Origin of the sequence: Paenibacillus sp. FSL L8-0644, assembly GCF_038008165.1 — a bacterium.
GTDB classification, from domain to species: domain Bacteria; phylum Bacillota; class Bacilli; order Paenibacillales; family Paenibacillaceae; genus Paenibacillus; species Paenibacillus polymyxa_D.
Map to the genome: position 1 here is coordinate 5,271,765 of NZ_JBBOYN010000001.1, position 24,364 is coordinate 5,296,128.

A 24,364-nucleotide genomic window follows, 5' to 3' on the forward strand; every position below is an offset into this window, starting at 1 on the left:
TATGACAAATAGAGGGGTGCAAAGCATGCGCACACCAGCAGCCAAGCCAAGCAGCAAATATACAAAAAGGAGACGAATCCCTGAATGGGGGGTCGTCTCCTTTTTTTGCTATTGCGTAAAAAGCTCTATTATTCTCTTATTCGTGAATTCAGGCTATCGCTCAGCGATGATACTGACCGCTTGCAGATGGTCGGCGTACTTTACAAACTGCTTGCGCATACCCATAACCCTTGTCCGGGCAGCATGGTTACGCATAAGGTTAAAGGTGATTTTTCCAAGTCTCAACCAGCCCTCGTCCTGAATGATACGTGGCAGATGCAATAAGTGCATGGGAACCGTATAGATTTTAACGACCTTAAAGCCTTCCTCTTTCAGCAACTGTTCCCACTCTGACACCGTCAACGGTGTCGCGTTAACTCGCATGGCTACAGCCAAGTCCTTGTAAATTTGCTTTCTGAGCGCAGGCTCAATATGGCTAGGAGCAAGGCACATCTCATGGATAGCAAACTTCCCGCCTACTTTCAAAAGCCGCCTGGCTTCCGAAATAATCTGCGCTTTCTTGGCCCTTGTGTGCATCGTCAGCATGGCTTCCCCATATACCACCGTCGCAGAGGCATCCGGCAACGGAACCTGTTCAGCATCGGCAATAATGACTTCCCGGTTTGCTCCGCTTGCATACGTTTTTACGATAGAGGCCGCCTTCTCATTCTGTTCAATCGCAATATAACGGCGGGGATTAAGCTGTAGTGTGATTTGAGCAGTTATACCCAATCCGGGGGCAAACTCAATAACCTCATCCTGCCCGGTTACGTCAAGTCCCTCTATCATCCAACGTGTCGTTTTTAACCCTCCGGGCCTAAGCACGCGCTTACCGAGACTTGCTAATACCCAGTGCCCTGGCACCTGATTGTAATCTACTGTCTGCATTGGCCATTAACACCTCTTTTTAAAATACGATAATGATATTCATTATCAATATAAGTGTAAAAAAAATAACCATTTTCTTTTTTTTATATGAGCATGTTGTTGCTGTGTCTTCTTTTATATGTTCTGCGCATAGCTTTCACTTGGCGTTTGGGTCAACACTACATGCAGACTGGAATTCGCCTCTGCACCGCCACGATAGGAAAAGTGCTCATCGCCCGTAACATGAATGATATCCCCTTGGACAACTTCCGTTGCTTCGCCGTTCACAGTTACAGTACCGCTGCCTTCAAGAACAAGCAAATATACATTCGCTCCCGGGTGATTATGTGTTGGCAGCTCGGCATTAGGAGTAAAGTTGAGAATAAAAATTACATTGTCGGCTTCCTTATGCACAATTCGTTTTGTAAAGGCTGCTTCCTTATATTCCTGAAATTGAATGAGGTTTGATTTTTTCATATTGGTTCACGCTCCTGTTTGGAATTAAATTGCTTAAGATGGATTTATACCTTTATTGTATTGGATTATTTCGCTCGCCTTGTGATTGCAATCACAAAACTAAATTTAAGGAGGATTTTGCAAAAATCCAATAAGCGACTTTCAATGAACAAAATATATAGATCGAAATGGTCTAGTTCGTCTATATATTGTACTTTGGGGCGACTGGAATCGAATTTTGCAAAATCCTAAAGTCAAAAATACTTTTGAAATATTTAAAAATTTGATTTCAATCATCTTTTTCATCGACACATCCAACTAGAATCGAATTGTGTTAGACAAACAAAAACAAGCAGGAGGTTGTTCCTATGAAACCAGGATTCCAACTGGCAAAGGATATTTATTGGGTAGGAAAAATTGATAATCGTGAGGTTCCCTTTCATCGTCTTCTACTATCTAAGGGCACAACCTATAATGCATATCTATTGAAAACCGGAAAACCGACCATTGTAGATACCGTAGATATGGCGTTCGGTAGAGAATTTGCAGAGGCTGTTGCCGAATTGATCGATCCATTGGATATTCAATATATTATCGTCAATCACACGGAACCAGATCACTCGGGTGGATTGGCGGCACTCGCCTCCAAGGCAACAAACGCTACGATCGTCTGCACTGAGATTGCCGTTCCGGAAATTCAACAAATGTACAAGCTTCAGCATCGCAACTTCCTCGTCATCAAGGATGGAGATCAACTGGACATTGGAGGCAAAACGCTGCTGTTCAAAGAAACACCTTACCTGCATACGGAAGAAACCATGATTACGTACTGCATAGAAGATAAAATCTTGTTCCCTTGCGATATTTTCAGTACACACGTGGCTGTAGAGCATCTATTTGCCGACGAGGCTGGTTTTGATATCACCGAGGACTTTGTCGGATACTATCAGGCTATTATTCATCCACATCGCAGATATGTGCGCACATTAATCGAAGCTGTTGCCGATCTGGATATTGAGATGATTGCACCTTCCCACGGCTTCGCAATCCGGCATGATATTGCCAAGTTTATCGATTTGTACGCCTCTATGAGTACAGAAACCAAGGAGGATAAAAAAGTAGCGATTGTCTATGCCACCCTAAAAAATAATACTAAAAAAATGGCAAACATTCTGAAAGACTGCTTTTTAGAGAACCAAATCAAGGTGGAGCTATGGGACGTGGATAAAGCCGATGAAACGGAAATATTGAATAGTATTGCCTCAGCGGATGCTGTTTTCGTCGGTAGCTCTACCAAATATGCTGATATGACGGGCAAATTGGAAGACCTATTGCAACAAATGCAAAAGATGAATCTGGAAGGTAAGCTGGCTGCTGCTTTTGGTTCCTACGGCTGGAGCGGGGAAGCCATTGAAGTCGTACAAGATTACTTGAACGGTACCAATATGAAGGTCCAAAGCACTTCAGATGTAATCAAATCAACAGGTATGACCCATGTGGAATTCCCGGTACGTATTCGTTTCTCTCCTACAGATGTTGAAAAAGTGAAAAAAATTAAAAATGCCGCTGAATTTGTCTCAGATCTACTGCTTAGTGTTATTTAAAACACAGTAGCATATAGCGAATAGGAGAGATACTGAATGGGTAACCCACATTACGTTATTATCGGAGGCAGTGTCGCCGCCGTCAACGCAGCAAAAGCGATTAGAGATCATGATGAGCTGGCTGAAATTTCTATTTACGGAGAGGAAGCATCCTTTCCGTACAACAGAGTCAAACTTTCCAAGGGACTGTTCACTGATTTGCACAGTGACAAAATCCTGATCAAAAAGGAAAAATGGTTTGCCAATCAACGAATTCATGTATATTCCGGCATCAAGGTAACCGAGATACATCCTGAGGATCGTACTATCCAAACCATAAATGGACAAACCGTTGCTTATGACAAGCTGCTGCTGTGTACAGGAGCTCACAACCGTAAGCTTGTGCTAGAGGGGGCTTCTCTAAGGAACGTTCACAATATCCGTTTTCGACAAGATGCAGATAGCCTTAAAGCGGAATTGCGACAGGGAGACCGGATATGCATCATCGGAGGCGGTATTCAAGGCGTGGAAACCGCCTGGTCCTTCCAGCAAGCAGGGTATGCTGTAACCATACTGGAAGCTTCGCATCGGCTTATGCCCCGCCAGCTAGATGAAAAGGCCTCCGCTATTTTGACCGATCGAATGACCGAACGGGGTACTCAGGTACACCTTGGGCAAGGCGTACAACGTATTAAAGGCACAGATCACGTAGAAGGTGTGGAACTACAGGACGGCTCTGTTATCCCCTGCGAGCATGTCGTGTACTCTATCGGAATTGTGCCTAATACAGAGCTTGCTCGCCAAATCGGCCTTGATATTGGACAAGGCATTCTGGTGAATGCGCAGATGGAGACCAGCGCCGCCAATATCTATGCGGCAGGTGATGCAGCCGAATTTCAGGGTAGAGTAGATGGTTTATGGGAAAGCGCAATGGAGCAAGGAAAAATAGCAGGCGCCAATATGGCGGGCGCATCCGTCAGCTATCAGCGTCCCCTCCCTGTAACCCTGTCGAACTGCTACGAATCCCCTCTCTTTTCCATCGGTCTAGTAGATGAACACGTCTGCGACACCAGCCTGATTACTAAAAATCAAGCTTCTTATACACGTATGTTCATACAAGACGGCTCTATCTGCGGCGTGATTGGCTTTGGGGATGCTCTTGCTTCACTACCCTACAAAACAGCTATCATGCAGAGACTCAAACCGGACGCACCAGAGCTTACAAAAATTTTGAATGACAAGGAGAACTAAAGATGAAAAAATATGTATGTCAACCCTGTGGATATATTTATGATCCTGCTATCGGCGACCCCGATGAAGACGTGATGCCCGGTACAGCGTTTGAGGATCTCCCGGAGGACTGGGTTTGTCCAGTCTGCGGTGAGGATCAAAGTCATTTTGCCCCAATAGATGATACAGAATAACAACCATGCGCTATAACCTGTAGTTTCCGGTTTATGAATGGAGTGAATGAATGTGAATGAGATGTCCTGCCCCTGCCAGTGCGAAAAGGAGCCCTGTGCCCGCAAAGTTCCTATATTTTCCTCTTTGTCCTGCGAAGATTTGTGTAAGGTCAGCTCCATGATCCGACACCGAAAATATCAGAAAGGCGAGGCCTTGATTATCGAGGAACAAGCATCCGATACGCTGTACATTATTAAAAGCGGGCATGTCAAGCTGCTGAAAATGACGCCTCAGGGCAAGGAGCAAATCCTGCACATTCTAACAACTGGCGATTTTTTTGGCGAGTTGAACATATTTAACAGCGATGAGCTGAGTAACTTTAGTGCGTATGCCTTAAAAGATACTGATATTTGTATGCTCACCAAGGATGATATGGAGCAGTTGATCCGCAACAATCCCGATATCTCTTTGAAGCTGCTCAAAACCATTACTAAACGCTTGGCACATACCGAGAATCTGGCTCAAAGCCTAGCTACCAAAGACCCGGAAATCCGTATCGCCTATATGATTCTTGAGCTTGGACATAAATACGGCAAGCCGGATGGCTCCAATATTAAAATAAATCTCCCCCTTTCACGCGAAGAAATGGCTAATTATGTGGGTGTCACCCGCGAAACCATCAGCCGTAAATTTGGAAAATTTGAACAGCTGGGGATTATTCATAGCAAGGGTACACGAGAGATTACCATCTGCGATGTACAAAAACTGAACGAATATATGGATTGAGACACATAGATACAATGTTACTCTAACATGAGGACAACAAAAAAACCGCTTCTTTAACTTATGGATTGCAGTTGATCTATCAACCACTTCCATTTCGTTAAAAGGCGGTTTTTTACCGTATTTTATACTCCACTAACGATCAATTGTCGTGTTCACGCCTTGGGAAGACGCTCCCCATGCAGGCCGCGCTGAAGAAAGTTCTGGCGAAACTCCGTCTGTGGAAGGAGCAGTCTCAATCGTGGTCGATTGGGAGCAATCCCACGCTACTTTGACCAAATACCCAAACAACAACACATTCGACAATGATGTCACACACAAAATAATACCGTATTGATCCCGAGAATTGGAGCTATAGAAGATATCAAAGGTATTCAGGAAAATCGTAAGACTGAATCCACCTGCAAGCCATAAAAATCTGCGGTCTCGCAAATACAGATACGCCAGTACAGCTAACGCCGCCGCAGGGAACAAATACCTTTCATGCATGCTGGAAGCGAAGGTAAATACACCTGCAATGAGTACCAATGCAGCTGCCGCTGCAAATTGTGGTTTGCGACTACGGATAAACATCCACCACGTGAACAGAGTCACCAACACAATGCAGATCATACCCCACGTATGGTAACTAAACAGGAACAGCGTTGTAGTGTCCTGCGTATAATTGCCTCCGATCAGTGCAAAAAAGTTATACGCGTTCACCGAAGCATACGGATACTCGCCGACCGTTCCCTTGTATAGGTCAAGTAGCCATAACGGTTCCTGCCCCCACGAAAATGGCAATATAACCAGAATGGTCGTCACAACGACACCGCCAATGGACAACAGCCAAGGTTGTATTCTGCGTTGTCTCAGCAGCTCGAAAAACAAAACTGGCCCATAAATAATTCCCTGTGGCTTCATCAATACCGCTACCGTAAACAATACGGTCGACCAGCCCACCCGGTTTTCCACAAGCAGCACAATCATGCCCACAATCAGCAGAGTAAAGAAAGAATCCACTTGCCCCCAGAAGGTCGAATTGATAAATACAGCTGGGTTAAACACGTAGAATATAGCCAATCCAAGGCTTATTCCATAGCCGACCCGTTTGCTCGCCAACCGGTACAGCATGTACGCTGTCACGATATCGGCTAATATATTTGGAAGCCGCAGCAGCACGGACATATAGGGACTGAAAGCATCCGTAGAGCCGATTTGACCGATCACATATAAAATATAAATATAGAACGGCGGATAATCACTTGATCCGTTCGTGTAAAAGCCCGATAAGCTATCCGCTGCTGTCGTAGCCCAGTTCCGGAATAGCATTAAATCCATGTGACCCGAAATCCATGGGGCGATCGCCATTCTTAAAAAGAAACCCACACCCAGCACAGTCCACAGCATCAGTCCTCGATTACGTTCCCCGAGCTTCCATACACGAGCCCGAAACCGGTACGCGATAAACACGAACGCACCGAAGAACAAAGCGGCGAAAATCGCCAGCGGAGTAGCATAAGCAAATGAAGAATTCCCACTTCTTCCACCACTCATACCACCGCCAGGACCGCCCATGCCAGATCCGTTACCAGACATGCCTCCGGGGCCTCTGTGCTGACCGTCTCTGGCGGCACCACTGCTGTCCGATGCAGACGTATCCGTTCCAGCCATTGTACCTTGGTCACCCGATGTTGATGTCCCCTCAGTGGAGGAGTCGGTAGTTTGGCCTGTCGTCCCCTGATCCTTGCTGTCAGCGCTATTCACCGAATCCAGCCCCCTCATACCTCCGCCAGGTCCGCCTCCTCCCCCAAACCCGCCGGATGGGCCCTGTCTAACAGCCGCAGACTGGGACGCGGAGCTACCTGAATAACTCCATAACGAAACGAGACTAACGACAGCACACAATATGAGACTAAATAGAAGTATATATTTCAGACCGTTCGCTTTCCAAACGTTCAAATCCGATGCACCTCTCTCTGTTTCTATTTTCCCATATTGTATCTGCCTTAGCTTAGGACTTTGTGAGTTCTGGCTGAATGTTGGCTGAATACGGAATCATCACACTGAAGATTGTCGTTCCATCTCCATAATCGCCCTTTCCAGCTGAGATTGTGGATGCTTCAGCATGTTGCCGTGACCGACAGCTAATAAAGATGGTTCGAAACTCGCCAGCTTTTTGGCGCTTTTCAGCGAAATTTCCTTGTTCCAGGTAGCCAGTGCCGGAAAAGGAAACAGCGGTTTAAGCCTTCCCGATACCGCTATACCTCCTCGGGTCTGAATGGCGTCGCCTGCAATTAACGCTCGGGTACGAGTATCCAAAAATGCCATCGAACCCGGCGTATGTCCTGGTGCGCTGATCGCCAACAGCGAACCTACATGATCCCCATCCTCCAGTAAAAATGTCAGGCTGGGTAAGGATATGCTTCGGTACATCGCCCCGAATTGGAGTATCCGGTTCCCCTGCCTCCAACGATACATCGCCCTGTAGCAGCTGTGCGTCCCGCCTTGAAATGAATACTTGCGCGTCAGGATACCTTGCCTTCAGCTTATCCAACGCACCCACATGATCCCCATGGGCATGGGTAAGTACAATTCGAATAATCGGCTGCCCGATCCGCGCCGCAGCCTGCTCTATACCACGGGTACTGTATGGCAATCCGGCATCTACTAAGGTGAGCCCCTCTTTCTCCTCCACCAAATAACAGTTCACCGGGAACAGCCGGGGCATAAACGTCAATTGATACAGATGCTGTACCTGAACAATACGCATTTCAGCTCATCTCCTTGTCTTCATCACAAACTAATTATATTAGTATTATAATTAATATAATTAGTTTTAAGCAACTGTTTTTGCTGCTATTCAGCCGGAGTTGGAGCTTGGGACTACTACGGGGACGATCACACTGAGAAAAACAGCAAAAAAGCATCCCCGGAACTCTGCCTCCGTGGATGCCTCTCAAAGCAAAAATTAGTCTTAGATACGAATCTTCCTGCACGCTCCCTTTGCCCAGTCTTGGGAATGGTGATATCGAGATGTCAGGAGATCCAGATATCATTGCAGAAACTTGGTACAACTTATACGAGAAAAAAGACAACTTTGAAGAAACATTCCCAAAAGAAATGGATCCAACAACTTCATCCGTAATTACAGCCGGATTGCCTCAGCAATAGGCGTACTGCCAGACACCAAATTAATTGAACGATGATACGTCTGCTGTTCCTCCAGCACTGCTATGACCGCTGCCGCCACATCTTCACGAGAAATGGTGTGGCTGGTGCGATCCTCACCAGTAGCAACTTTGCCGGTGCCCACATCATCCGTCAGGCCACCCGGACGAAGAATCGTGTAGTCCAGGTTGCTCGCTTCTAACAGGCGGTCAGCGTAATGCTTCGCCACATAATACGGTTTAATGGATTCGGGCCACTGCTCCCGTTTCTCCGCATGTAGGGCGCTGACCATAACGAAGCGTTGGATACCTGCTTGTTCGGCGGCTTCCATCGCCTTGACTGCTCCATCCAGGTCGATGAGCAGCGTTTTATCCGCTCCTGTTTTTCCACCGGAGCCTGCCGTGAATACGATAGCATCGCTACCTTTTATAGCTGCGGCAATTTCACCAACCGTCCCTTCGAGGTCAGCTACCACCGTTTCTGCTCCCAAACGTTCAAGCGCTTCAGCCTGATCCGAATGGCGGATCAACGCCTTTACACGATGCGATTTATTTTGCCCCAGTAGACGAACAAGATGTCTGCCTACTTTTCCATTTGCGCCAATCACCAGTACGTTCACTCATATCCCCCCTGTATTCAGAGTCTCTCATCTACATTATACAGATGTATTTTACCCTTCGGGTCTGCGACGCAATCATGTTAGCTGCATCAGGTTGAAATCAGACTTCTTTGGTCAGCTCACCATCTCGTTCTTGCTGCACACGTAGACCTGCCAAAAAGGTAGCCATCATCACCTCTATGCTCCGGTCCACCTCCACAGGCAAACCAAACCCGCCCTTTTGTTCAAGCGAGGCAAATCCATGAAGCAGGCTACGGAATCCCCTCGCTGCATGAATGCAATCTTCTTCCTTAAAGCCATAACCACTGGACAGGACGGTAATGACCAGCTCGGCCACGCGATCCGCAGCCTGCCTCATTTCGGTATCATTTCGATCAGTTGCATACTGCATCGCTTCATACAAACCGGGTCGCTCGCGAGCATACCGCATATACGCCTTCCCCATAGCGGTTAGCGCATCTGCGCCCGCTCTACCAACTGCTGCACTCATCAAAGCTTCCTCCAACTGTTCGAGACTGTGCAATGCCAGTACTTGGCGCAGTCCGTTCAATCCGTCCACGTGGTTATACAAGGACGGAGGGCGAATGTGCAACTTTTGCGCCAGCGTGGTGAGCGTGACATCCCCCATCCCTTGTTCATTGGCAATGTCCTCGGCAGCCCGCAGAATATCTTGCAGCTTTACTCCGTTTCTAGGCGACATCATCCAGCCTCCTTTCATCGAATTTCTATGTAATTCGGTTCCTTATACATATACAGAATCGATCCAGATTCTATTTTAACTAATCCTGTTAGTTTATACAAAGAAAATGCCGTTTACCGCAGCCAACCTGCATCGAATCTTTACAGAAGAGCATAGCAGTCATTACTGATATAATAAAAAAATAAGATCATAGAACGGATCTGATCCCTTCCTCGATCCCCTACAAAGGAGCTAGCTATAACTATGGAACCCAAACCACTTCCAGCTATTGAATTCAACCACATCATCAAATATTTCACCGGGTCCGGACGGCAACGTGCTGTTCTGAACGGGATTACGGCAAAAGTTTCCCCCGGCAAAATCACCACGTTGGTCGGTCCATCGGGGTCTGGTAAAAGCACGTTGCTTTCACTGTGTAACCTCCTAATGACACCGGATGAAGGGGACATCCGTGTCCTCGGCAAACCTATATCGGAGTGGGAGATCCCTGAACTGAGACGGAAAGTCGCATTGGTTTTTCAGGATGCCCCCATGCTTCAGGGAACTGTCCTGTACAATCTCCAAACCGTAGAACGGCTGCACGGTACAGTTCTGGATGATCCTGCCGGCCTGTTGGAACGCGCAGGGCTCACCCGCGACCTGTTGGAACAGAAGGCGCAGGAACTGTCTGGCGGACAAAGACAACGCTTGGCCTTGGCGCGGACGCTTGCGAACCGCCCGGATATTTTACTGCTGGATGAGATTACTTCTGCACTGGACCCTGCCTCGGTCAAAGAGGTTGAGGAACTGCTGCTACAAATGAACAAAGAAGAGGGAACAACGATGATCTGGATTACGCATCATATGGAACAAGCCCGCCGGATAGGCCACGAAACATGGCTGATGATCGACGGAAGACTGATAGAACAAGCGGATACGGAAACGTTTTTTAATGCTCCGCAGCATAGTGAGACCCGCAAGTTTGTAGCAGGAGAATGGGTATGACGATTGTTGCCTTGATTCTCTCTCTCGGTTTTGTATTTATCGCCATCGTCATGTCCAAATCCTTCAAACTCGGTCTGGACCGAGACATGATCATCGCCACGATCAGAGCGTCGGTTCAACTGCTGGCGATTGGATATGTATTGCATTTGATTTTTGGGATGCAAAGCTACGGATTTATCGTATTATTCATTCTGCTCATGATTACCGTAGCCTCACAAAATGTTGCGCGCAAAGGACGATTTATCCCCGGTCTCATGTGGAAGTCATTCCTGACTTTGCTGTGTGTGGAAATCGTTACACAGACATTCCTCATTGGCCTGCATATTATTCCGGCGACAGCCCGATATATGATTCCGATTAGCGGTATGATCATTGGCAGCTCCATGATTTTGTCCAGTCTGCTGGTATCCCGGCTCAAGTCGGAAGTCCTGCTGCGCAAGCCTGAAATCATGCTCATTCTGGCACTAGGCGGCACGCCTAGACAAGCCATCTTCCCTATACTCAAGGATTGCATACGTTCCAGTATGATTCCAACCATTGAGGGGCAGAAAACGCTGGGGCTTGTCCAGCTTCCCGGCATGATGACCGGACAAATCATCGCAGGTGCCAATCCGATTGCCGCTGTGCGTTTGCAATTGCTCATCGTATTTACCACCATGACCTCTGCTATTTTGACCAGCGTGCTGCTCAGCCTGTTCATTTATCCGGCATTATTTAACCGCCAGCAACAACTGCACACCGAAGCATGGGAACGCTAATCAGGTGAATATCCCCAGTTATCTGCTATTTGGAAAAATAAAAGGGACATGTTTAATTCCTGACACAAAGGTTAATAGATACACGTACCCGCTTTACTAAAATTCGATGAGGAGTGATTGAACATGGCTAACAACAACCAAAATGGCAAAATGAGTCGCGAAGAAGCAGGACGTCTAGGTGGAGAAGCTACTGCTAAAAATCACGACAAAGAATTTTACCAAGAGATTGGCGAAAAAGGTGGCGAGGCCACTTCCAAAAATCATGGCAAGGACTTCTACCAGGAAATTGGTGAAAAAGGCGGCGAAGCCACTTCCAAAAACCATGACAAGGAATTCTATCAGGAAATCGGACGCAAGGGCGGCGAAGCCCGTGGCAATTCAGACCAAAGTGATAGCGACGGGAAAATGAGTAGGGAAGAAGCAGGCCGCAAAGGCGGCGAGGCTCGCGCACGCCAACGTAAAAATAATTGACAATAAAGCTATGCCGTCGGTGCAATCCTATGAAGAGGCACAGACTGCGTATAAACACAAAGTAAGTTGACGTTTATGTTATAAAAGCCTATCTGCCGGAAGAATGGCAGATAGGCTTTTTGTGTAAAAGTTACTTTCAACATCGGATCATACACCTTACAATATACATAAACAGGATAAATAACCAATCATACATATTTTATTACAAATGAAAGAATGGATTATGGGAGGTTGGTGCGAATGTTGATTACAAAAAATAAAACGGCTGCAACTATTTTAAAAATTATATTTTTTTCACTAATTTTCAGCTGGATTTATTATTATTCAGGTCATCACTCGACAGAAATCGCTAAGCTAGTTAAAACTACAGATGATTACTTGGTCATACAGAGAGATACTTTTAACGGAGGTGGATATAAAGAATTATATATTTCCTCAAAGTCCGCGATCCCTCCTCTGGTTATAGGCAAACAATATTATTTCGTGTCTGATCAAAGGTACTTTCAACACCCATATATCCGCTATGTAGAGGAGTAAAGCAGAACAAGAGAAAAAAACACATGCAACTCAAGTCAAATATTCCTGCATTCCGGCTGTTAAGATGGAGTCGAAAGGAGGGAACGCTCGTGTATGAATGGAACGAAATGGTTCAGCTTATGATCGATTGGATTGATAATAATCTTACTTCAGCACCTTCGTTGTTGAGAATGTCCAATCAGTTAGGCTACTCCCCTTACTACTGTACAAAACAGTTTCATTCCCTTACAGGAATAACGTTAAGGGATTATGTGTGGATGCGCCGGATTAGCCGTGCCGCGCTAGAACTCCGAGATGGCAATGTCCGCATCCTCGATGTTGCAATAAAGTATGGGTTTTCTTCACAGGAGGCTTTTACACGGGCATTTGTAAAAGCATTCGAGGTAACTCCGGCTGTATACCAGAAGGAGCCCCGACCTATTCCGTTAGCCATTCGCGTTGAGGTGTTCTCTCCTTATCATTACCATTTGAAGGAGCGGGATAAGATGGTTAAGGATCATTTGCAAGAAGCTGAAGTCAAAATCGAGCATATACCAGCACACAAATTTATTGGAATCTGGGATACTTCTTCTCGAAACTACGGTGATTTCTGGAGAAACGGTCACAATTGTGATGAAATTTGTGGAACTTTGGAAAGCATGTCTCATCTCAAGCTTCCCGAACAATTGGGCCAAACTGCGGGCTGGTTCTATCAGGATGGTCAGAAGGGATATCTCTATGGAATACCGGTTGCCGCTGACTACGCCGGAGAGATTCCCGCAGGAATGAGGTGCCGGGACATCCCCGAATCAGATTACCTGGTGTTTTTCCACCCACCCTTCAATTATTTAAAAAACAATGGAGACGTTATGAGAATGGTGGAGGAGAAAGCTTGGAACTTTGACCCTAGCAGCCTGGGGTATGAATGGGATGAGGAAACAAAGCAAGATTATCAGCGGCATTTCCCAGAAGGATACGGATACGCAGTGTTACGTCCAGTAAAAAAAGTGTAGAGAAAAAGAATCCGAAGAAGCCGCTACGATCAGGATGCTGTTCATCGTCTTGCTAAAGTCTGTTGAAAAATAATAACAGTTTATTACTGACGGGTTCCGTTTTGAGGTGCAATACACATCGAATTGACATTGTGGACACAATCCGATGTAAATACAGAATAAACCGATTCACTGAATCATACAGTTGTCGGTTTATTCTTGATCAGCATTTTTATTTTGCAAGTAACTATCAGTGATTTAAATATCGTTCTTTTTAATACATTTTATTAAATAAATTTGGAATAAAAGCTGCTTTCAGCTTTTTTATTCGTCTATAACAACAAATACAATTGTGGAGGTATAGAATATGAGATCTGTCTCAAAAATAGCTTGCATATCTATTTTAGGTCTTACTTTAGGTGCGGGAGCAGCACAAGCTTCTTCGACACATATTATCGTTAATAATTCAATTGTATCCTCTGATGAAACTTACCAATCTCATGGGATTACCATGGTCCCATTAAACGCTGTTCAAAGTTTACCTGGTGTATCCATCACATGGAATAATAGCACCAAGACAGTCACAATAGATCGTAACGGTGAAAAAACACTATTAAAAGTTGGGCAGAAAAGTGCAACGCTTGGTTCAAAAAGTATAACCTTGCCTGTTGTCACTACATTGAAAAACGGACGGATTATGGTCCCTCTCCGATTCATTGCTGATTCATCCAATGCGTATGTCTCCTGGAATCCAAAATCACAGACGGCCTATGTAGCGAAAGCAAACAATGAAATAAAAAACAAATATACTTCGGATAAGCTTAATGTATCCAGAGGAGCAGCAATCAAACTTCCCAAAGTTAGCAATTTAAAAGAATATACACCCAAAGGGTATGAAAATCTGAACACAGACTATTATTTTCCTGAAGGCAAATCAAATTCGTTTTTTATTCAGGAGATGGATGTTATTTCATACTATAAAATCAGCAACGATTGTAGTGTATTAATATGGACAGCACGTTTTGACTCAACCAAAAGGGAGAGCAGTGGTCTATCCTTTTTGCCTTATAAATTAGTGGAACAAGACGGCCAGAAACCTACAATTCAAGGGCGAATAACCCATTTTAATTTCATGGCCGCTGTTGGAGAAATCAGTTACAATCTCATTGACAATACTGGGAAAGAGATAAACCCAGGGCAAAAACCAGTTGATCCAACAAATTTCTTTTTTGATATCCCTGATGAACAAAAATGATCGAATTGACTTTGCATGCGTTCTTTTCCTCTTACATTAATAAAGACCAGAATCTAAGCTGGTACGTGGTAATAAATTGATACAATATTGGTTTGGAGGTATAGGCAATGAAATCTTTTCGTTTTTGGCTAGTCCTAATCTCGTGTCTAGTTATTACTGTAAATATTATGGGGAACGACGACTATAATATGCTATTGGCTATCGTTAGCCCGTTGGTTTGGATGTATGAATCATTTCGATTTGTGCGAGAAGCAGACATCCCCATAGCCATTGTTTACTTCACTACACTAGTTTTCTGGTATCTTATTGGATACGTTTTGGATCGTTTGATTAGAAAATTGAAAAACTAAAATCACTTGAAGTTATCTTCTAAATTGTCGTCTACTTTGTCAGGCTCAAACTCGACCGTTCTGTTTCAAAGCGATAATCATCAGACAGTGAAAGCATCTTATTGTAATCGCGACTCATAGAAGCGTTCATATATTCTGAAAATGTCGAGACAGCAGTCTCTTTGGGCTTATCGGGAAGTTTATAAGGCTCCTTATCCCCTCCAAAACCCGTAACAATTACGGTCAAACCCCCTCCTAAGACAACCAAGCAAGCCAACTTATTACGCGATACAATCCTCAATAAACAAAACCCTCTTTGTTGTAAATTTTACCACCTATTTTCAACGTATCTCAACTTAAAAAGATGCTATAAAACGCGGCATAACTTCTTGTAAAGTCCCATTCATTTAAATCCAAGGTCATGCCTTTAATATAATTTTATTTTAACGTAAATACTCACTGAACACCTTTGTTACCTTATGTAATGTCTTCTTCCCATCCTGTAAACTAAGTTCCATCAAGCGGTAACCGCTGGATCATAGAGAGGATGAGATATTTATGAGTTTGGATAATAGAGTTTTTGCGATACAAGCTGGTCTGGACGGACGTGTAAATGCAGTTATAGATCAAACCCTTGCCGAAAAGCGCCTGGTCGGCACAGTCGTCATGATATATATGGATGGTTCACCCGTGTATGTCCGAGCGGCGGGGCTGGCTGATCGAGAAGAACAACGTCCTATGCATGAGGATGCTTTATTTCGGCTTTCTTCTGTATCCAAACCGATTGTATCTACTGCGGCTTTGGTTTTGGCAGCCCAAGGATTGATTAAGCTCGATGAATCTATTGAACGCTGGTTGCCCGATTTTCGCCCCCGATTAATCAGTCGTGAGCAGCCCTCCATTACAGTACGCCAATTGCTGACACATACTGCCGGGTTGACCTATGGCTTTTTAGAGGAAGAAGGCGGGGGTCCCTATCATCGTGCAGGCGTATCAGATGGCATGGATTTTTCAAATCTTACGCTGGAGGAGAACTTGCAACGTTTGGCTTCTGTGCCTCTGTTATATACACCGGGTAAAGCATGGGGATATTCGATTGCTACTGATGTGCTCGGCGCTATCATTAGCCGTGTATGTGGCATAACCCTTGATGCAGCTGTTAAAAAGCTCGTTACCGAACCTCTCGGTATGCACGACACCAGTTTCGCGGTCGCGGATGCCGGACGGCTTGCGGCTCCTTATGTCAACGATATATCAGAACCCCGGCGAATGCGTGAGCTTGAGGTTGCGCAGGTTTTTGAAGGCACCGCAGGACTTCGTTTTCAGCCTGCACGAGCCTTTGATCCCACGGCTTTCCACTCTGGTGGCTCGGGTATGATTGGCAGCGCAAAAGATTTCATGCGGCTGCTGGAAACACTGCGAAACGGCGGCAATCCGTTACTTTCAGAGGAATGGGTCCGCGAAATGGGCACCATCCAGACCGGGAACCTTCCCTTGGCAGGCTGGCCGGGGCGGGGTTTTGGATTAGGATTCACCGTACTCCAAAATCCCGACGAAAGCGGAACAGCTGAATCACCCGGAACGTGGCGTCTCGGAGGAGCTTACGGTCATTCGTGGTTCGTCGATCCCGCCCTAAGACTCAGTGTGGTCGCCTTTACCAATACAGCATTTGAAGGGATGTCAGGTCCGTTTACAACCGAGCTTTGCCAAGCCATTTACGGTAGCTCAAATAGGGTCTAATAAAGTGGGGGTTACATGTTTATGGTCTACAGGCGAGGACAGGACAATTAACGTGGTAGAGTGCCCATGCTTTCCACACTCATCCCCGAACTGCTCCAGCTTGAGCATAGACTCAACCATGACTTTCAGTAAGTAATTTTGCTCGCCGCTGATTCTATGGCACTCAATGACTTCAGGTGCAGATTGGCAAAACTCAACAAATGAATTGCATTGATTCGTGTGCACGAGCACGTGAGCCATGATCGGTTTTCCAACTTTCTCATGTGAAACTGTGGCACGATACCCGGTGATAATACCTTTATCCTCCATGCGCCGTACTCTTTCCGTTACGGCAGGCTGGGAAAGTCCAACCTCCTTACCCAGCTCGGTCATGGAGATACGCGCCTGGTTTTGTAGACACAACAAAATTTTATGATCCACTTGGTCCATCAAATCCATCTCCTTAAATCCAAGGTAATATTGCATAAACGCAATTATTATTATGTAGTATTTCGGATATTGGCTTACAATTTTATGATTCAATGAAATATTAGCATGCAAAATCAAGGACGTAAAGCAGGAAGACATGGAGAGGGAATGAAACTAATGAAATATAGTAAGCCTCTGCTTTTCATTGCGCTTGGCCTATTCGGTGTATACACGATTGAGTTCGGTGTAGTTGGCATTTTGCCGGTCATCATTGAACGTTTTCATATTACGGCAGCTCAGGCCGGGTTTCTTGTCAGTTCATTTGCATTGATCATCGCGCTGTTCGGTCCCTTCATGGTGCTATTGATGTCCAGGTTTAACCGCAAGCGAATCATGACAATGTCGTTGTTTGTTTTTACCATAACAAGCTTGCTGTCAGCCTATACATCCAACTTTTATATACTAGTGATTTTACGTATCATTCCGGCTCTGTTTCACCCGGTGTATTTCTCGCTTGCCTTTGTCGCTGCTACTGCGTTGTATCCCCCGGAAAAGGCAACGCAAGCTTCCGCCAAGGCCTTTCTCGGCACGAGCATGGGAATGGTACTCGGTATTCCAATTACGGCCTATATCGCCAATCAAATTTCATACGAGGCCTCCTTCTGGTTTACTGCGGTAGCGAATGGGATTGCAGGGATTGGTATTTTATTCATGCTGCCGGATACACCACAAGCCGAAATGTTCTCCTACCGGAAGCAGCTTGGCATTTTGCGTAAAATACCGCTGTGGCTCAATATCGGGGCAGCTACTTTTATATTTGCAGCCATGTTCTCGGTGTATAGCTATTCTGCCGAATATTTGGGGCAAAACACAGGGATGAGCAGCAATGTTATCAGTTTTCTGCTTATTATTTTCGGCATCGGCGGAATGCTCGGCAATCTATTGGCTGGCAAGCTCATGGGCTTGCATAAGGTTCGCACCGCTCTTTTTCATCCAGTAGTCTTGGGGGGCACCTATTTGCTGCTGTACGGGATCAGTTCTTCATTTATTCCTACGCTCTTCATCATTATTGTGTGGGGGGCCGTTCATACCAGCGGACTGATTGTCGCCCAGATTTGGGTGATTGATGAGGCCAAAGAAGCTCCCGCGTTTGCCAACAGTCTTTACATCTCGTTTATTAACCTGGGGGTTTCACTGGGCTCGCTGGCAGGGGGATGGTTTATTGCCAGAGCGGGCATCCAGGGGACGCTGTGGAGCGGTTTGCTGTTCGCCATGCTGGCGATGGTATGTATCGGGACTAGAGCAATTTATCCACGTATTTTTCGAAAATATAAAAGGTTAGATGTGCAAAACTAAAAAGTTGCAAGAGGGCCAAGCCTGTTATCATAAAAAAAACCGGTCAACCACTTTGTATGGGGTTGAACCGGTTTTTGTTTAATGATTTATTCCTGCCTGTCGGATTGGATCAGAATGAAATCTGCACTTCGTTGCGAATTGAATCAACGTATAACCGCCATCTGGGAACAGCACGCTTCCGGTGGTAAACTTGTTCGTCATCAGATACAACACAGCATGTGCGATTCCCTCATTATACCCACCCCGGTGGTAAACAGATGGTCGAATGCTCCGACTTTTTCAAAAAACGCCTGAACCTCTTCCTCTATTTGATTATTAAGCATGTTGATTATGTAAATTCGTATTATTCTCAGCTACTCTATGGGGATCATATCATAACTATTTTAAAGGAATACTTATTTTTATTCAGATGGGCTTTCCTGCACCGAGCTTTTGCGATAGGATGTCGGCGATTGGCCCGACCAGCGCTTGAACTGTCTGCTAAAATGCGCAATATCCCCATAGCCGAGCATATCGGCAATTTGTTGCACCGACCATTGCGGATCAGCCAACAGCAACTTGGCCTCATGCAGCACAAGCCCGGATAGATATACACGGGGAGAAACGCCGAAAACACTACGGAATACACGATTACAATGGGATACGCTAATACCTAGCTCGGATGAAATCCCCTCGATCCCATCCTGTTTTTCCACCGAGCCAGCCTGCCCATAGGGCTGATTCACTCTGCCCTGAAGACGACTGGCAATCTGATGGGCAAGCTCTGCCTGCACATATCCACGCCCCGGCAGATGAGCGGCTTCGCTGGATACAGCCTCCCACAACGTTGCGAACAGTTCAAACACAGCAGATTGAATCCGCATTCGCTTTGCCACCGAATCACTACCAATTCCTATGTCTTCCGGCGTTGAAAGATCGAGCAACTTGCCCAGCGCTGGTCCCATCTGCCCTGCCACTGTGCCTTCAGCTGGAAACAGCACCTGCTCCAGACGACTCAGCAGCGAGAGAAACAGCTTATCATCAATGTCGAAATGCATACAAAAATACGTAAATCCCTCTCCGTTACTATGACTGGAGTGAACAATCCCCGGACGCAGCAGCACCAGATCACCCTGTCGCTGGGTATAGCTACGACCATCCACAACCATGATCTGTTCTCCCGCAAGCACGATGTTAATTTCATATTGAGGATGCTCGTGTGGCGGATAGCTCCAGTCTCTTCCCACACTTCGTGTATGAATGGCAAACAGATTGACTGTGGTCCGCACATCGGGAAAAAAGAATTCCTCTCCGGCAGCTGTAAGGTCCGGATGATGGGGACGCTTCGGTAAACGTGGTGACGACATGTTTTCCCTCCTGGCTTACTTACATGGATATACCCCAGTATATCGCCTTCAGCGCGATTTGGATAAATAGTTGAGCGATTTGACAATGGTTCCCCACCACATGACATGCTAGGCTCTAAGTGAAGTTAATCAAAGTTGAACTTTATCATGAAAGGGGTTTCATTATATGTCGAAAAATATATTTTATAACACACAGCATGCACCTATCGGTTCTTTTTCCAGCTTTACACTTGGGTTTAAGGGTAATCGCGGCGGACTTGGTTTGGAGCTGGGCAAGCCTGCCGACGAAAATGTATATATCGGGCTGCAATCCAGAGATGGCGAATCATACGAGGCGCTTCCCTTCTTTGCATCCACACAGGATGAAAGTGCCCGCTACGACGTGGAGAAAAAGGGTAAACGAACGGAACCGCAGCTTATGGCCTTTGCTGATTCCGACATTACCCGTGAGCTAAAAGTAGGAACGGATACATGGCAGGCCGGCGATTTGACGTTCCGGCTGTACTCTCCTGTTCGCCCGGTACCCGAGCCGGGAACCGCAGGTATGGATGAACTGCGAGCAGCGTTGGTTCCGGCGGTATTCGCCGAGCTAACCGTCGATAACACGCAGGGGACTGCAGCGCGAAGAGCTTTTTTCGGCTATCAGGGCAGTGATCCGTATAGCGGCATACGCATTATAGGAGAAGATCCGCGCAGGGACACTACGGATTCTACCCCATTGGAGGAAAGACTCACAGGCATCGGCCAAGGGCGCAGTACAGCCATTGTGACCAACAGCAGCGAAGCAGTACCTGCCAGCGGATTTGCAATGGAGAAGCTGCTTGGGGAGACCATGGCCGAGAATTTATCCTTTGGCCTGGGCACGACGGGTGCGCTCCTGATGGACGTTCCCGCAGGTGAGAAGCGCACATATGCCTTCGCCATATGCTTCTATCGCGGCGGCATTGTGACAACAGGCATCGAAGCGTCGTATTACTATACCCAGCTGTTCAAGGATATTGAGGACGTGGGAAACTATGCGTTGAAGCATTTTACAGACCTGACTGCAGCCTGTGTTCAGGCTAATCGCTGGATGGAGTCGGCAGACCTGAGCCCGGACCAGAAATTTATGCTCGCTCAGGCGATCCACAGCTACTACGGCAGTACTCAACTGCTGAGTCACCAAGCGGACGGAGAACCGATCTGGATTGTGAACGAAGGCGAGTATCGGATGATGAATACCCTCGATCTGACGGCGGATCAGCTTTATTATGAATTGATTTTGAATCCATGGACGGTACGCAACGAGCTGGAGTGGTTTGTCCAAAGGTACAGCTATCGGGATGAGGTACGCTTTCCGGGAGAGGAACAGACCTATCCCGGTGGTATCACGTTTACCCATGATATGGGCGTAGCCAACGTGTTCTCCCGGCAGGGATACTCCTGTTATGAGCTGGCAGGGATTGACGACTGCTTCTCTTACATGAGCCACGAGGAACTGGTGAACTGGCTTTGCTGCGTCACGGTATATATCGAGCAGACACAGGATCAGTCATTTACGACACGTATGCTACCTGTTTTGTGTGACTGCTTCGAAAGCATGCTACGACGGGATCACCCCGACCCGGCACAACGAAACGGCTTGATGGGCTTGGACAGCTCTAGAACCCGGGGAGGCGCGGAAATTACGACCTACGACAGTCTGGACGTATCTCTGGGTCAGTCCCGCAACAACATCTATCTGGGCAGCAAATGCTGGGCTGTATATGTTGCTCTGGAAAAGATATTTGCCTCAAAAGGGCTTAACTCCCTTTCACAGGAGGCTGGCTTACAGGCAGACAAATGCGCAGCAGCGATCACAGCACATATGACAGACAAGGGCTATATTCCAGCAGTTATTCAGGAAGGTAATGACTCGCAGATTATTCCTGCCATTGAGGGACTGATCTTCCCTTACTTTACAGGATGTGAGGCTGCGCTTAAGCCTGATGGACGGTTCGGTGGATATATCCAAGCACTGCGGCGCCATTTGGAAACTGTACTGGTACCGGGAGTTTGTCTGTTTGAAGACGGAGGCTGGAAGCTGTCCTCGACCAGTAACAACTCCTGGCTGAGCAAAATCTATCTGTCACAGTTTATTGCCCGCGAGCTGCTGGAACTGCCTTGGGAAGAAGCTGGGCAGGCCGCAGACGCTGCCCACGTCTCATGGCTTCTTCACCCTGAAGAATCCTATTGGTGCTGGAGCGATCAGATACTCTCCGGTATTGCCCATGGCAGTAAATATTATCCGCGCGGAGTTACCGCTATTTTGTGGCTGTATGAAGGCAACGGCAACCGTCTGACTCTCCCAGAGCATATGAGTCAGGATCAGAAACAGCATGTCTGAGGATCATCTTCACCTGCCCAAAAGGAGGCTCCAATATGAGCAAGCTTATGGATATGCCAAAAGAAAGCGGCTATGCGGCTTGGCTGCATTACAGCCGCAATAGTAAGGTACAAAAGCTGCCCGCCTGGTGCAGGGTCATCGTGGTCCATGAGACAGATGAAGTGCTTCAATCGGCTGCGAGTGAGCTTCAGCACGGATTGACCTCCATGTTTGGACAGCAGCCGAAAATCAGTACCGTTCCTGTAAATGCGCCATTCATTGCGCTGGGTACGTTCCCAACGCATCCTTTGGTCGCAGAACGATTCAGTGCGACGGAACAGGCAGAAGTGGGCGCGGAAGGCTACCGAATTCGCGGGCTAGAGATGCCAGATCCGGCATATTCAGCTTTGCACAGTAACGATGAGTTCAAAGGACCGTACGTTATAGTCGCGGGGCAGACCTCCAAAGGCGTATTGTATGGAGTCTTTCATCTGCTGCGCTACCTTCAAGGAGGATTAGACGGCAAACTGAAACCCGCCGCCGAGGAATCATTGCACGCTCCCCTTCTAGACCTATTGTCTAATCCAGCTAATCCCATCCGTATGATCAACCACTGGGATAACATGGATGGTAGTATTGAACGCGGGTATGCGGGTGGGTCCATTTTCTACGACAATAATGCCTTTACTGCAAATATGGAGCGCCTGCGAGACTATGCCCGTCTACTCGCTTCTGTAGGCATTCAAGCGCTATCCATTAACAATGTGAATGTCCATCAGGTAGAAACCGAGCTGATTACAGATAAATTCCTACCGGATGTGGCCAAAGTAGCTGCGGTATTCCGCGCCTATGGCATACAGATCTACTTGAGCATTAACTATGCCAGTCCTATTCAGCTCGGCGGGTTAACTACAGCCGATCCCTTGGAACCAGCTGTAGCTGAATGGTGGCAGACCAAAGCCCAGGAAGTTTACGCCGCCGTTCCTGATCTGGGTGGTTTTGTGGTCAAAGCCGATTCCGAAAATCGGCCCGGACCGTTCAGCTACGGGCGCCATCACGCCGATGGAGCCAATATGCTGGCAGATGCGTTGCAGCCCTATGGCGGACGTGTGATTTGGCGCTGCTTTGTCTACAACTGCAAGCAGGACTGGCGCGATCGCAAGACGGATCGGGCTCGCGCAGCCTTTGACCATTTTAAACCGCTGGATGGGCTGTTTCGAGAAAATGTCATTTTACAGATCAAAAATGGTCCCATGGATTTTCAGGTGCGGGAGCCTGTCTCCCCCCTGTTCGGTGCGCTGGAATCCACTCAGGTACTGCTGGAATTTCAAATTGCACAAGAGTACACCGGCCAACAGAAGCATCTATGTTACCTTGTTCCCCAATGGAAGGAGGTATTGGATTTTGACACCTATGCCCAAGGAAAAGGCTCCACCATCAAGCGTATTGTGAGTGGCGCCCTGCATTCTCCCAAACCTACCAACTATGGAATAGCCGCTGTATCCAATATTGGTGCAGACACCAATTGGACCGGACATTTGCTCGCCCAGTCCAATCTTTATGGCTATGGTCGACTGGCATGGGACCCGGAGCTGTCTGCGGACGAAATCGCTGATGAGTGGGTTCGGCTGACGTTTGGCAGACAAGGGAATAGCGAAGGCGACACAGATTTAATTTCTACCATTAAGCAGATGCTGCTCGATTCATGGAATATCTACGAATCCTACACCGCCCCTCTGGGGGTCGGCTGGATGGTCAGTCCCGATCACCACTATGGGCCGGATGTAGACGGGTACGAATATTCCAAGTGGGGAACCTACCATTTTGCTGATTGCCGAGGGATTGGAGTAGATCGCACGACCGCAACCGGGACCGGCTATGCAGGACAATATTTTGCTCCCCATGCCGATATCTATGAATCTACGGACACCTGTCCGGATGAGCTGCTCTTATTCTTTCACCATGTTCCTTATACACACTTGCTCCATTCCGGCCAAACTATCATACAGCACATTTATGATACCCATTTTGAAGGTGCAGAACGTGCGGCCCATCTTCGAGACACATGGGTTAGTCTACGAGGGCAGCTGAATGATACCATGTATGAACAGGTGTTGGAGCGGCTGGAGCATCAGTCTGAGCATGCCAAAGAATGGCGGGATCGGATCAATACGTATTTCTACCGTAAAAGCGGCATTGCCGACCAGAAGGATCGCTCTATTTATTAAGCAGGCTGTCTCGGCAATACTTTCCATACAGACTGG

At 46.8% G+C, this 24,364-nt stretch carries 22 protein-coding genes and 2 pseudogenes; 14 read left to right on the top strand and 10 right to left on the bottom strand.

Annotated features, from left to right (window positions below):
* Nucleotides 1-153: 153 nt before the first annotated feature.
* Together NSS94_RS23880 and NSS94_RS23885 are read right to left on the bottom strand one after the other, a co-directional pair.
* Entirely contained in the window at nt 154-927 is a 774-nt protein-coding gene (locus NSS94_RS23880) for a class I SAM-dependent methyltransferase (RefSeq protein ID WP_029518715.1), read from the bottom strand.
* Between the two features lie 114 nt (nt 928-1,041).
* Nucleotides 1,042-1,383 carry a cupin domain-containing protein gene (locus tag NSS94_RS23885; RefSeq protein WP_025721355.1) on the bottom strand — a complete coding sequence of 114 codons (342 nt, stop codon included), beginning with the start codon at nt 1,381-1,383 and terminating at the stop codon, nt 1,042-1,044.
* 347 nt (nt 1,384-1,730) lie between these two features.
* Here NSS94_RS23885 and NSS94_RS23890 point away from each other — a divergent pair, with 347 nt between their 5' ends.
* The 4 genes from NSS94_RS23890 to NSS94_RS23905 all read left to right on the top strand — a co-directional run bounded on the left by NSS94_RS23890 (nt 1,731) and on the right by NSS94_RS23905 (nt 5,135).
* Nucleotides 1,731-2,966: an FprA family A-type flavoprotein gene (locus NSS94_RS23890; protein WP_039271834.1), complete on the top strand. Its 1,236-nt coding sequence runs from the start codon at nt 1,731-1,733 to the stop codon at nt 2,964-2,966.
* Between the two features lie 36 nt (nt 2,967-3,002).
* Complete coding sequence (locus NSS94_RS23895) at nt 3,003-4,196, top strand: NAD(P)/FAD-dependent oxidoreductase (RefSeq protein ID WP_341040273.1); 1,194 nt, start codon at nt 3,003-3,005, stop codon at nt 4,194-4,196.
* A gap of 2 nt (nt 4,197-4,198) precedes the next feature.
* Nucleotides 4,199-4,369: a rubredoxin gene (gene rd / locus NSS94_RS23900; protein WP_007432984.1), complete on the top strand. Its 171-nt coding sequence runs from the start codon at nt 4,199-4,201 to the stop codon at nt 4,367-4,369.
* A 61-nt stretch (nt 4,370-4,430) separates the two neighbouring features.
* Entirely contained in the window at nt 4,431-5,135 is a 705-nt protein-coding gene (locus NSS94_RS23905) for a Crp/Fnr family transcriptional regulator (RefSeq protein ID WP_029518719.1), read from the top strand.
* Between the two features lie 132 nt (nt 5,136-5,267).
* Here NSS94_RS23905 and NSS94_RS23910 read toward each other — a convergent pair whose 3' ends face one another.
* From NSS94_RS23910 to NSS94_RS23925, 4 genes and pseudogenes are all read right to left on the bottom strand, one after another.
* Nucleotides 5,268-7,073 (bottom strand): glycosyltransferase 87 family protein, encoded by a 1,806-nt coding sequence (locus NSS94_RS23910; protein WP_341040274.1) that lies wholly within the window; start codon nt 7,071-7,073, stop codon nt 5,268-5,270.
* Nucleotides 7,074-7,172: 99 nt separating this feature from the next.
* A pseudogene (locus tag NSS94_RS23915) lies at nt 7,173-7,884 on the bottom strand (MBL fold metallo-hydrolase).
* Between the two features lie 375 nt (nt 7,885-8,259).
* A complete protein-coding gene (locus NSS94_RS23920; RefSeq protein ID WP_209947640.1) occupies nt 8,260-8,901 on the bottom strand; it encodes an SDR family oxidoreductase in 642 nt (213 codons plus the stop codon).
* Between the two features lie 100 nt (nt 8,902-9,001).
* Entirely contained in the window at nt 9,002-9,601 is a 600-nt protein-coding gene (locus NSS94_RS23925; RefSeq protein WP_165145764.1) for a TetR/AcrR family transcriptional regulator, read from the bottom strand.
* Between the two features lie 243 nt (nt 9,602-9,844).
* Here NSS94_RS23925 and NSS94_RS23930 point away from each other — a divergent pair, with 243 nt between their 5' ends.
* The 6 genes from NSS94_RS23930 (at nt 9,845) to NSS94_RS23955 (ending at nt 14,577) form a co-directional block, all read left to right on the top strand.
* A complete protein-coding gene (locus tag NSS94_RS23930) occupies nt 9,845-10,585 on the top strand; it encodes an ABC transporter ATP-binding protein (RefSeq protein WP_341040277.1) in 741 nt (246 codons plus the stop codon).
* Nucleotides 10,582-11,343: an ABC transporter permease gene (locus NSS94_RS23935; RefSeq protein ID WP_029518725.1), complete on the top strand. Its 762-nt coding sequence runs from the start codon at nt 10,582-10,584 to the stop codon at nt 11,341-11,343. Before NSS94_RS23930 ends, NSS94_RS23935 begins: the two co-directional genes overlap by 4 nt.
* Nucleotides 11,344-11,466: 123 nt before the next feature.
* The gene (locus NSS94_RS23940; protein WP_029518726.1) at nt 11,467-11,814 is read left to right on the top strand and encodes a KGG domain-containing protein; all 348 of its coding nucleotides are present in this window, start codon (nt 11,467-11,469) and stop codon (nt 11,812-11,814) included.
* Between the two features lie 240 nt (nt 11,815-12,054).
* The gene (locus NSS94_RS23945) at nt 12,055-12,351 is read left to right on the top strand and encodes a hypothetical protein (RefSeq protein ID WP_029518727.1); all 297 of its coding nucleotides are present in this window, start codon (nt 12,055-12,057) and stop codon (nt 12,349-12,351) included.
* A gap of 89 nt (nt 12,352-12,440) precedes the next feature.
* Entirely contained in the window at nt 12,441-13,343 is a 903-nt protein-coding gene (locus NSS94_RS23950; protein ID WP_029518728.1) for an AraC family transcriptional regulator, read from the top strand.
* Between the two features lie 346 nt (nt 13,344-13,689).
* The gene (locus tag NSS94_RS23955; RefSeq protein WP_341040278.1) at nt 13,690-14,577 is read left to right on the top strand and encodes a copper amine oxidase N-terminal domain-containing protein; all 888 of its coding nucleotides are present in this window, start codon (nt 13,690-13,692) and stop codon (nt 14,575-14,577) included.
* Between the two features lie 381 nt (nt 14,578-14,958).
* Here NSS94_RS23955 and NSS94_RS23960 read toward each other — a convergent pair whose 3' ends face one another.
* Nucleotides 14,959-15,153, bottom strand: coding sequence for a hypothetical protein (locus NSS94_RS23960; protein ID WP_340957347.1), 195 nt, complete (start codon nt 15,151-15,153; stop codon nt 14,959-14,961).
* 311 nt (nt 15,154-15,464) lie between these two features.
* On the opposite strand from NSS94_RS23960, the gene NSS94_RS23965 reads away from it, so the two are divergent.
* Nucleotides 15,465-16,646, top strand: coding sequence for a serine hydrolase domain-containing protein (locus tag NSS94_RS23965; RefSeq protein WP_341040279.1), 1,182 nt, complete (start codon nt 15,465-15,467; stop codon nt 16,644-16,646).
* Here the strand turns inward: NSS94_RS23965 and NSS94_RS23970 are convergent.
* Entirely contained in the window at nt 16,632-17,075 is a 444-nt protein-coding gene (locus NSS94_RS23970; RefSeq protein ID WP_029518733.1) for an Lrp/AsnC family transcriptional regulator, read from the bottom strand. The two genes, NSS94_RS23965 and NSS94_RS23970, sit on opposite strands and share 15 nt — an antisense overlap.
* Nucleotides 17,076-17,180: 105 nt before the next feature.
* Between NSS94_RS23970 and NSS94_RS23975 the strand changes: the two genes are divergently transcribed.
* Nucleotides 17,181-18,410, top strand: coding sequence for an MFS transporter (locus NSS94_RS23975; RefSeq protein ID WP_341040281.1), 1,230 nt, complete (start codon nt 17,181-17,183; stop codon nt 18,408-18,410).
* 147 nt (nt 18,411-18,557) lie between these two features.
* Here NSS94_RS23975 and NSS94_RS26295 read toward each other — a convergent pair.
* Nucleotides 18,558-18,668 (bottom strand): annotated as a pseudogene (locus tag NSS94_RS26295) (SDR family oxidoreductase); the annotation flags it as partial.
* Between the two features lie 143 nt (nt 18,669-18,811).
* Nucleotides 18,812-19,756 carry a helix-turn-helix domain-containing protein gene (locus NSS94_RS23990; protein WP_209947625.1) on the bottom strand — a complete coding sequence of 315 codons (945 nt, stop codon included), beginning with the start codon at nt 19,754-19,756 and terminating at the stop codon, nt 18,812-18,814.
* A gap of 166 nt (nt 19,757-19,922) precedes the next feature.
* Between NSS94_RS23990 and NSS94_RS23995 the strand changes: the two genes are divergently transcribed.
* The gene (locus NSS94_RS23995) at nt 19,923-22,121 is read left to right on the top strand and encodes a glycoside hydrolase family 52 protein (RefSeq protein ID WP_340957352.1); all 2,199 of its coding nucleotides are present in this window, start codon (nt 19,923-19,925) and stop codon (nt 22,119-22,121) included.
* A gap of 35 nt (nt 22,122-22,156) precedes the next feature.
* On the top strand, nt 22,157-24,328 hold the full coding sequence (locus tag NSS94_RS24000; protein WP_341040287.1) for an alpha-glucuronidase family glycosyl hydrolase: 2,172 nt from the start codon (nt 22,157-22,159) through the stop codon (nt 24,326-24,328).
* Nucleotides 24,329-24,364 lie beyond the last annotated feature (36 nt).

Bases quoted from the DNA above. Each gene is read 5' to 3' on its own strand.
- NSS94_RS23975 (WP_341040281.1), top strand. From the start codon at position 17,181: ATGCAAAATCAAGGACGTAAAGCAGGAAGACATGGAGAGGGAATGAAA.
- NSS94_RS24000 (WP_341040287.1), top strand. From the start codon at position 22,157: ATGAGCAAGCTTATGGATATGCCAAAAGAAAGCGGCTATGCGGCTTGG.
- NSS94_RS23970 (WP_029518733.1), bottom strand. From the start codon at position 17,075: ATGGACCAAGTGGATCATAAAATTTTGTTGTGTCTACAAAACCAGGCG.
- NSS94_RS23925 (WP_165145764.1), bottom strand. From the start codon at position 9,601: ATGTCGCCTAGAAACGGAGTAAAGCTGCAAGATATTCTGCGGGCTGCC.
- NSS94_RS23965 (WP_341040279.1), top strand. From the start codon at position 15,465: ATGAGTTTGGATAATAGAGTTTTTGCGATACAAGCTGGTCTGGACGGA.
- NSS94_RS23880 (WP_029518715.1), bottom strand. From the start codon at position 927: ATGCAGACAGTAGATTACAATCAGGTGCCAGGGCACTGGGTATTAGCA.
- NSS94_RS23995 (WP_340957352.1), top strand. From the start codon at position 19,923: ATGTCGAAAAATATATTTTATAACACACAGCATGCACCTATCGGTTCT.
- NSS94_RS23935 (WP_029518725.1), top strand. From the start codon at position 10,582: ATGACGATTGTTGCCTTGATTCTCTCTCTCGGTTTTGTATTTATCGCC.
- NSS94_RS23945 (WP_029518727.1), top strand. From the start codon at position 12,055: ATGTTGATTACAAAAAATAAAACGGCTGCAACTATTTTAAAAATTATA.
- NSS94_RS23930 (WP_341040277.1), top strand. From the start codon at position 9,845: ATGGAACCCAAACCACTTCCAGCTATTGAATTCAACCACATCATCAAA.
- NSS94_RS23990 (WP_209947625.1), bottom strand. From the start codon at position 19,756: ATGTCGTCACCACGTTTACCGAAGCGTCCCCATCATCCGGACCTTACA.
- NSS94_RS23905 (WP_029518719.1), top strand. From the start codon at position 4,431: ATGTCCTGCCCCTGCCAGTGCGAAAAGGAGCCCTGTGCCCGCAAAGTT.
- rd (WP_007432984.1), top strand. From the start codon at position 4,199: ATGAAAAAATATGTATGTCAACCCTGTGGATATATTTATGATCCTGCT.
- NSS94_RS23955 (WP_341040278.1), top strand. From the start codon at position 13,690: ATGAGATCTGTCTCAAAAATAGCTTGCATATCTATTTTAGGTCTTACT.
- NSS94_RS23895 (WP_341040273.1), top strand. From the start codon at position 3,003: ATGGGTAACCCACATTACGTTATTATCGGAGGCAGTGTCGCCGCCGTC.
- NSS94_RS23940 (WP_029518726.1), top strand. From the start codon at position 11,467: ATGGCTAACAACAACCAAAATGGCAAAATGAGTCGCGAAGAAGCAGGA.
- NSS94_RS23885 (WP_025721355.1), bottom strand. From the start codon at position 1,383: ATGAAAAAATCAAACCTCATTCAATTTCAGGAATATAAGGAAGCAGCC.
- NSS94_RS23890 (WP_039271834.1), top strand. From the start codon at position 1,731: ATGAAACCAGGATTCCAACTGGCAAAGGATATTTATTGGGTAGGAAAA.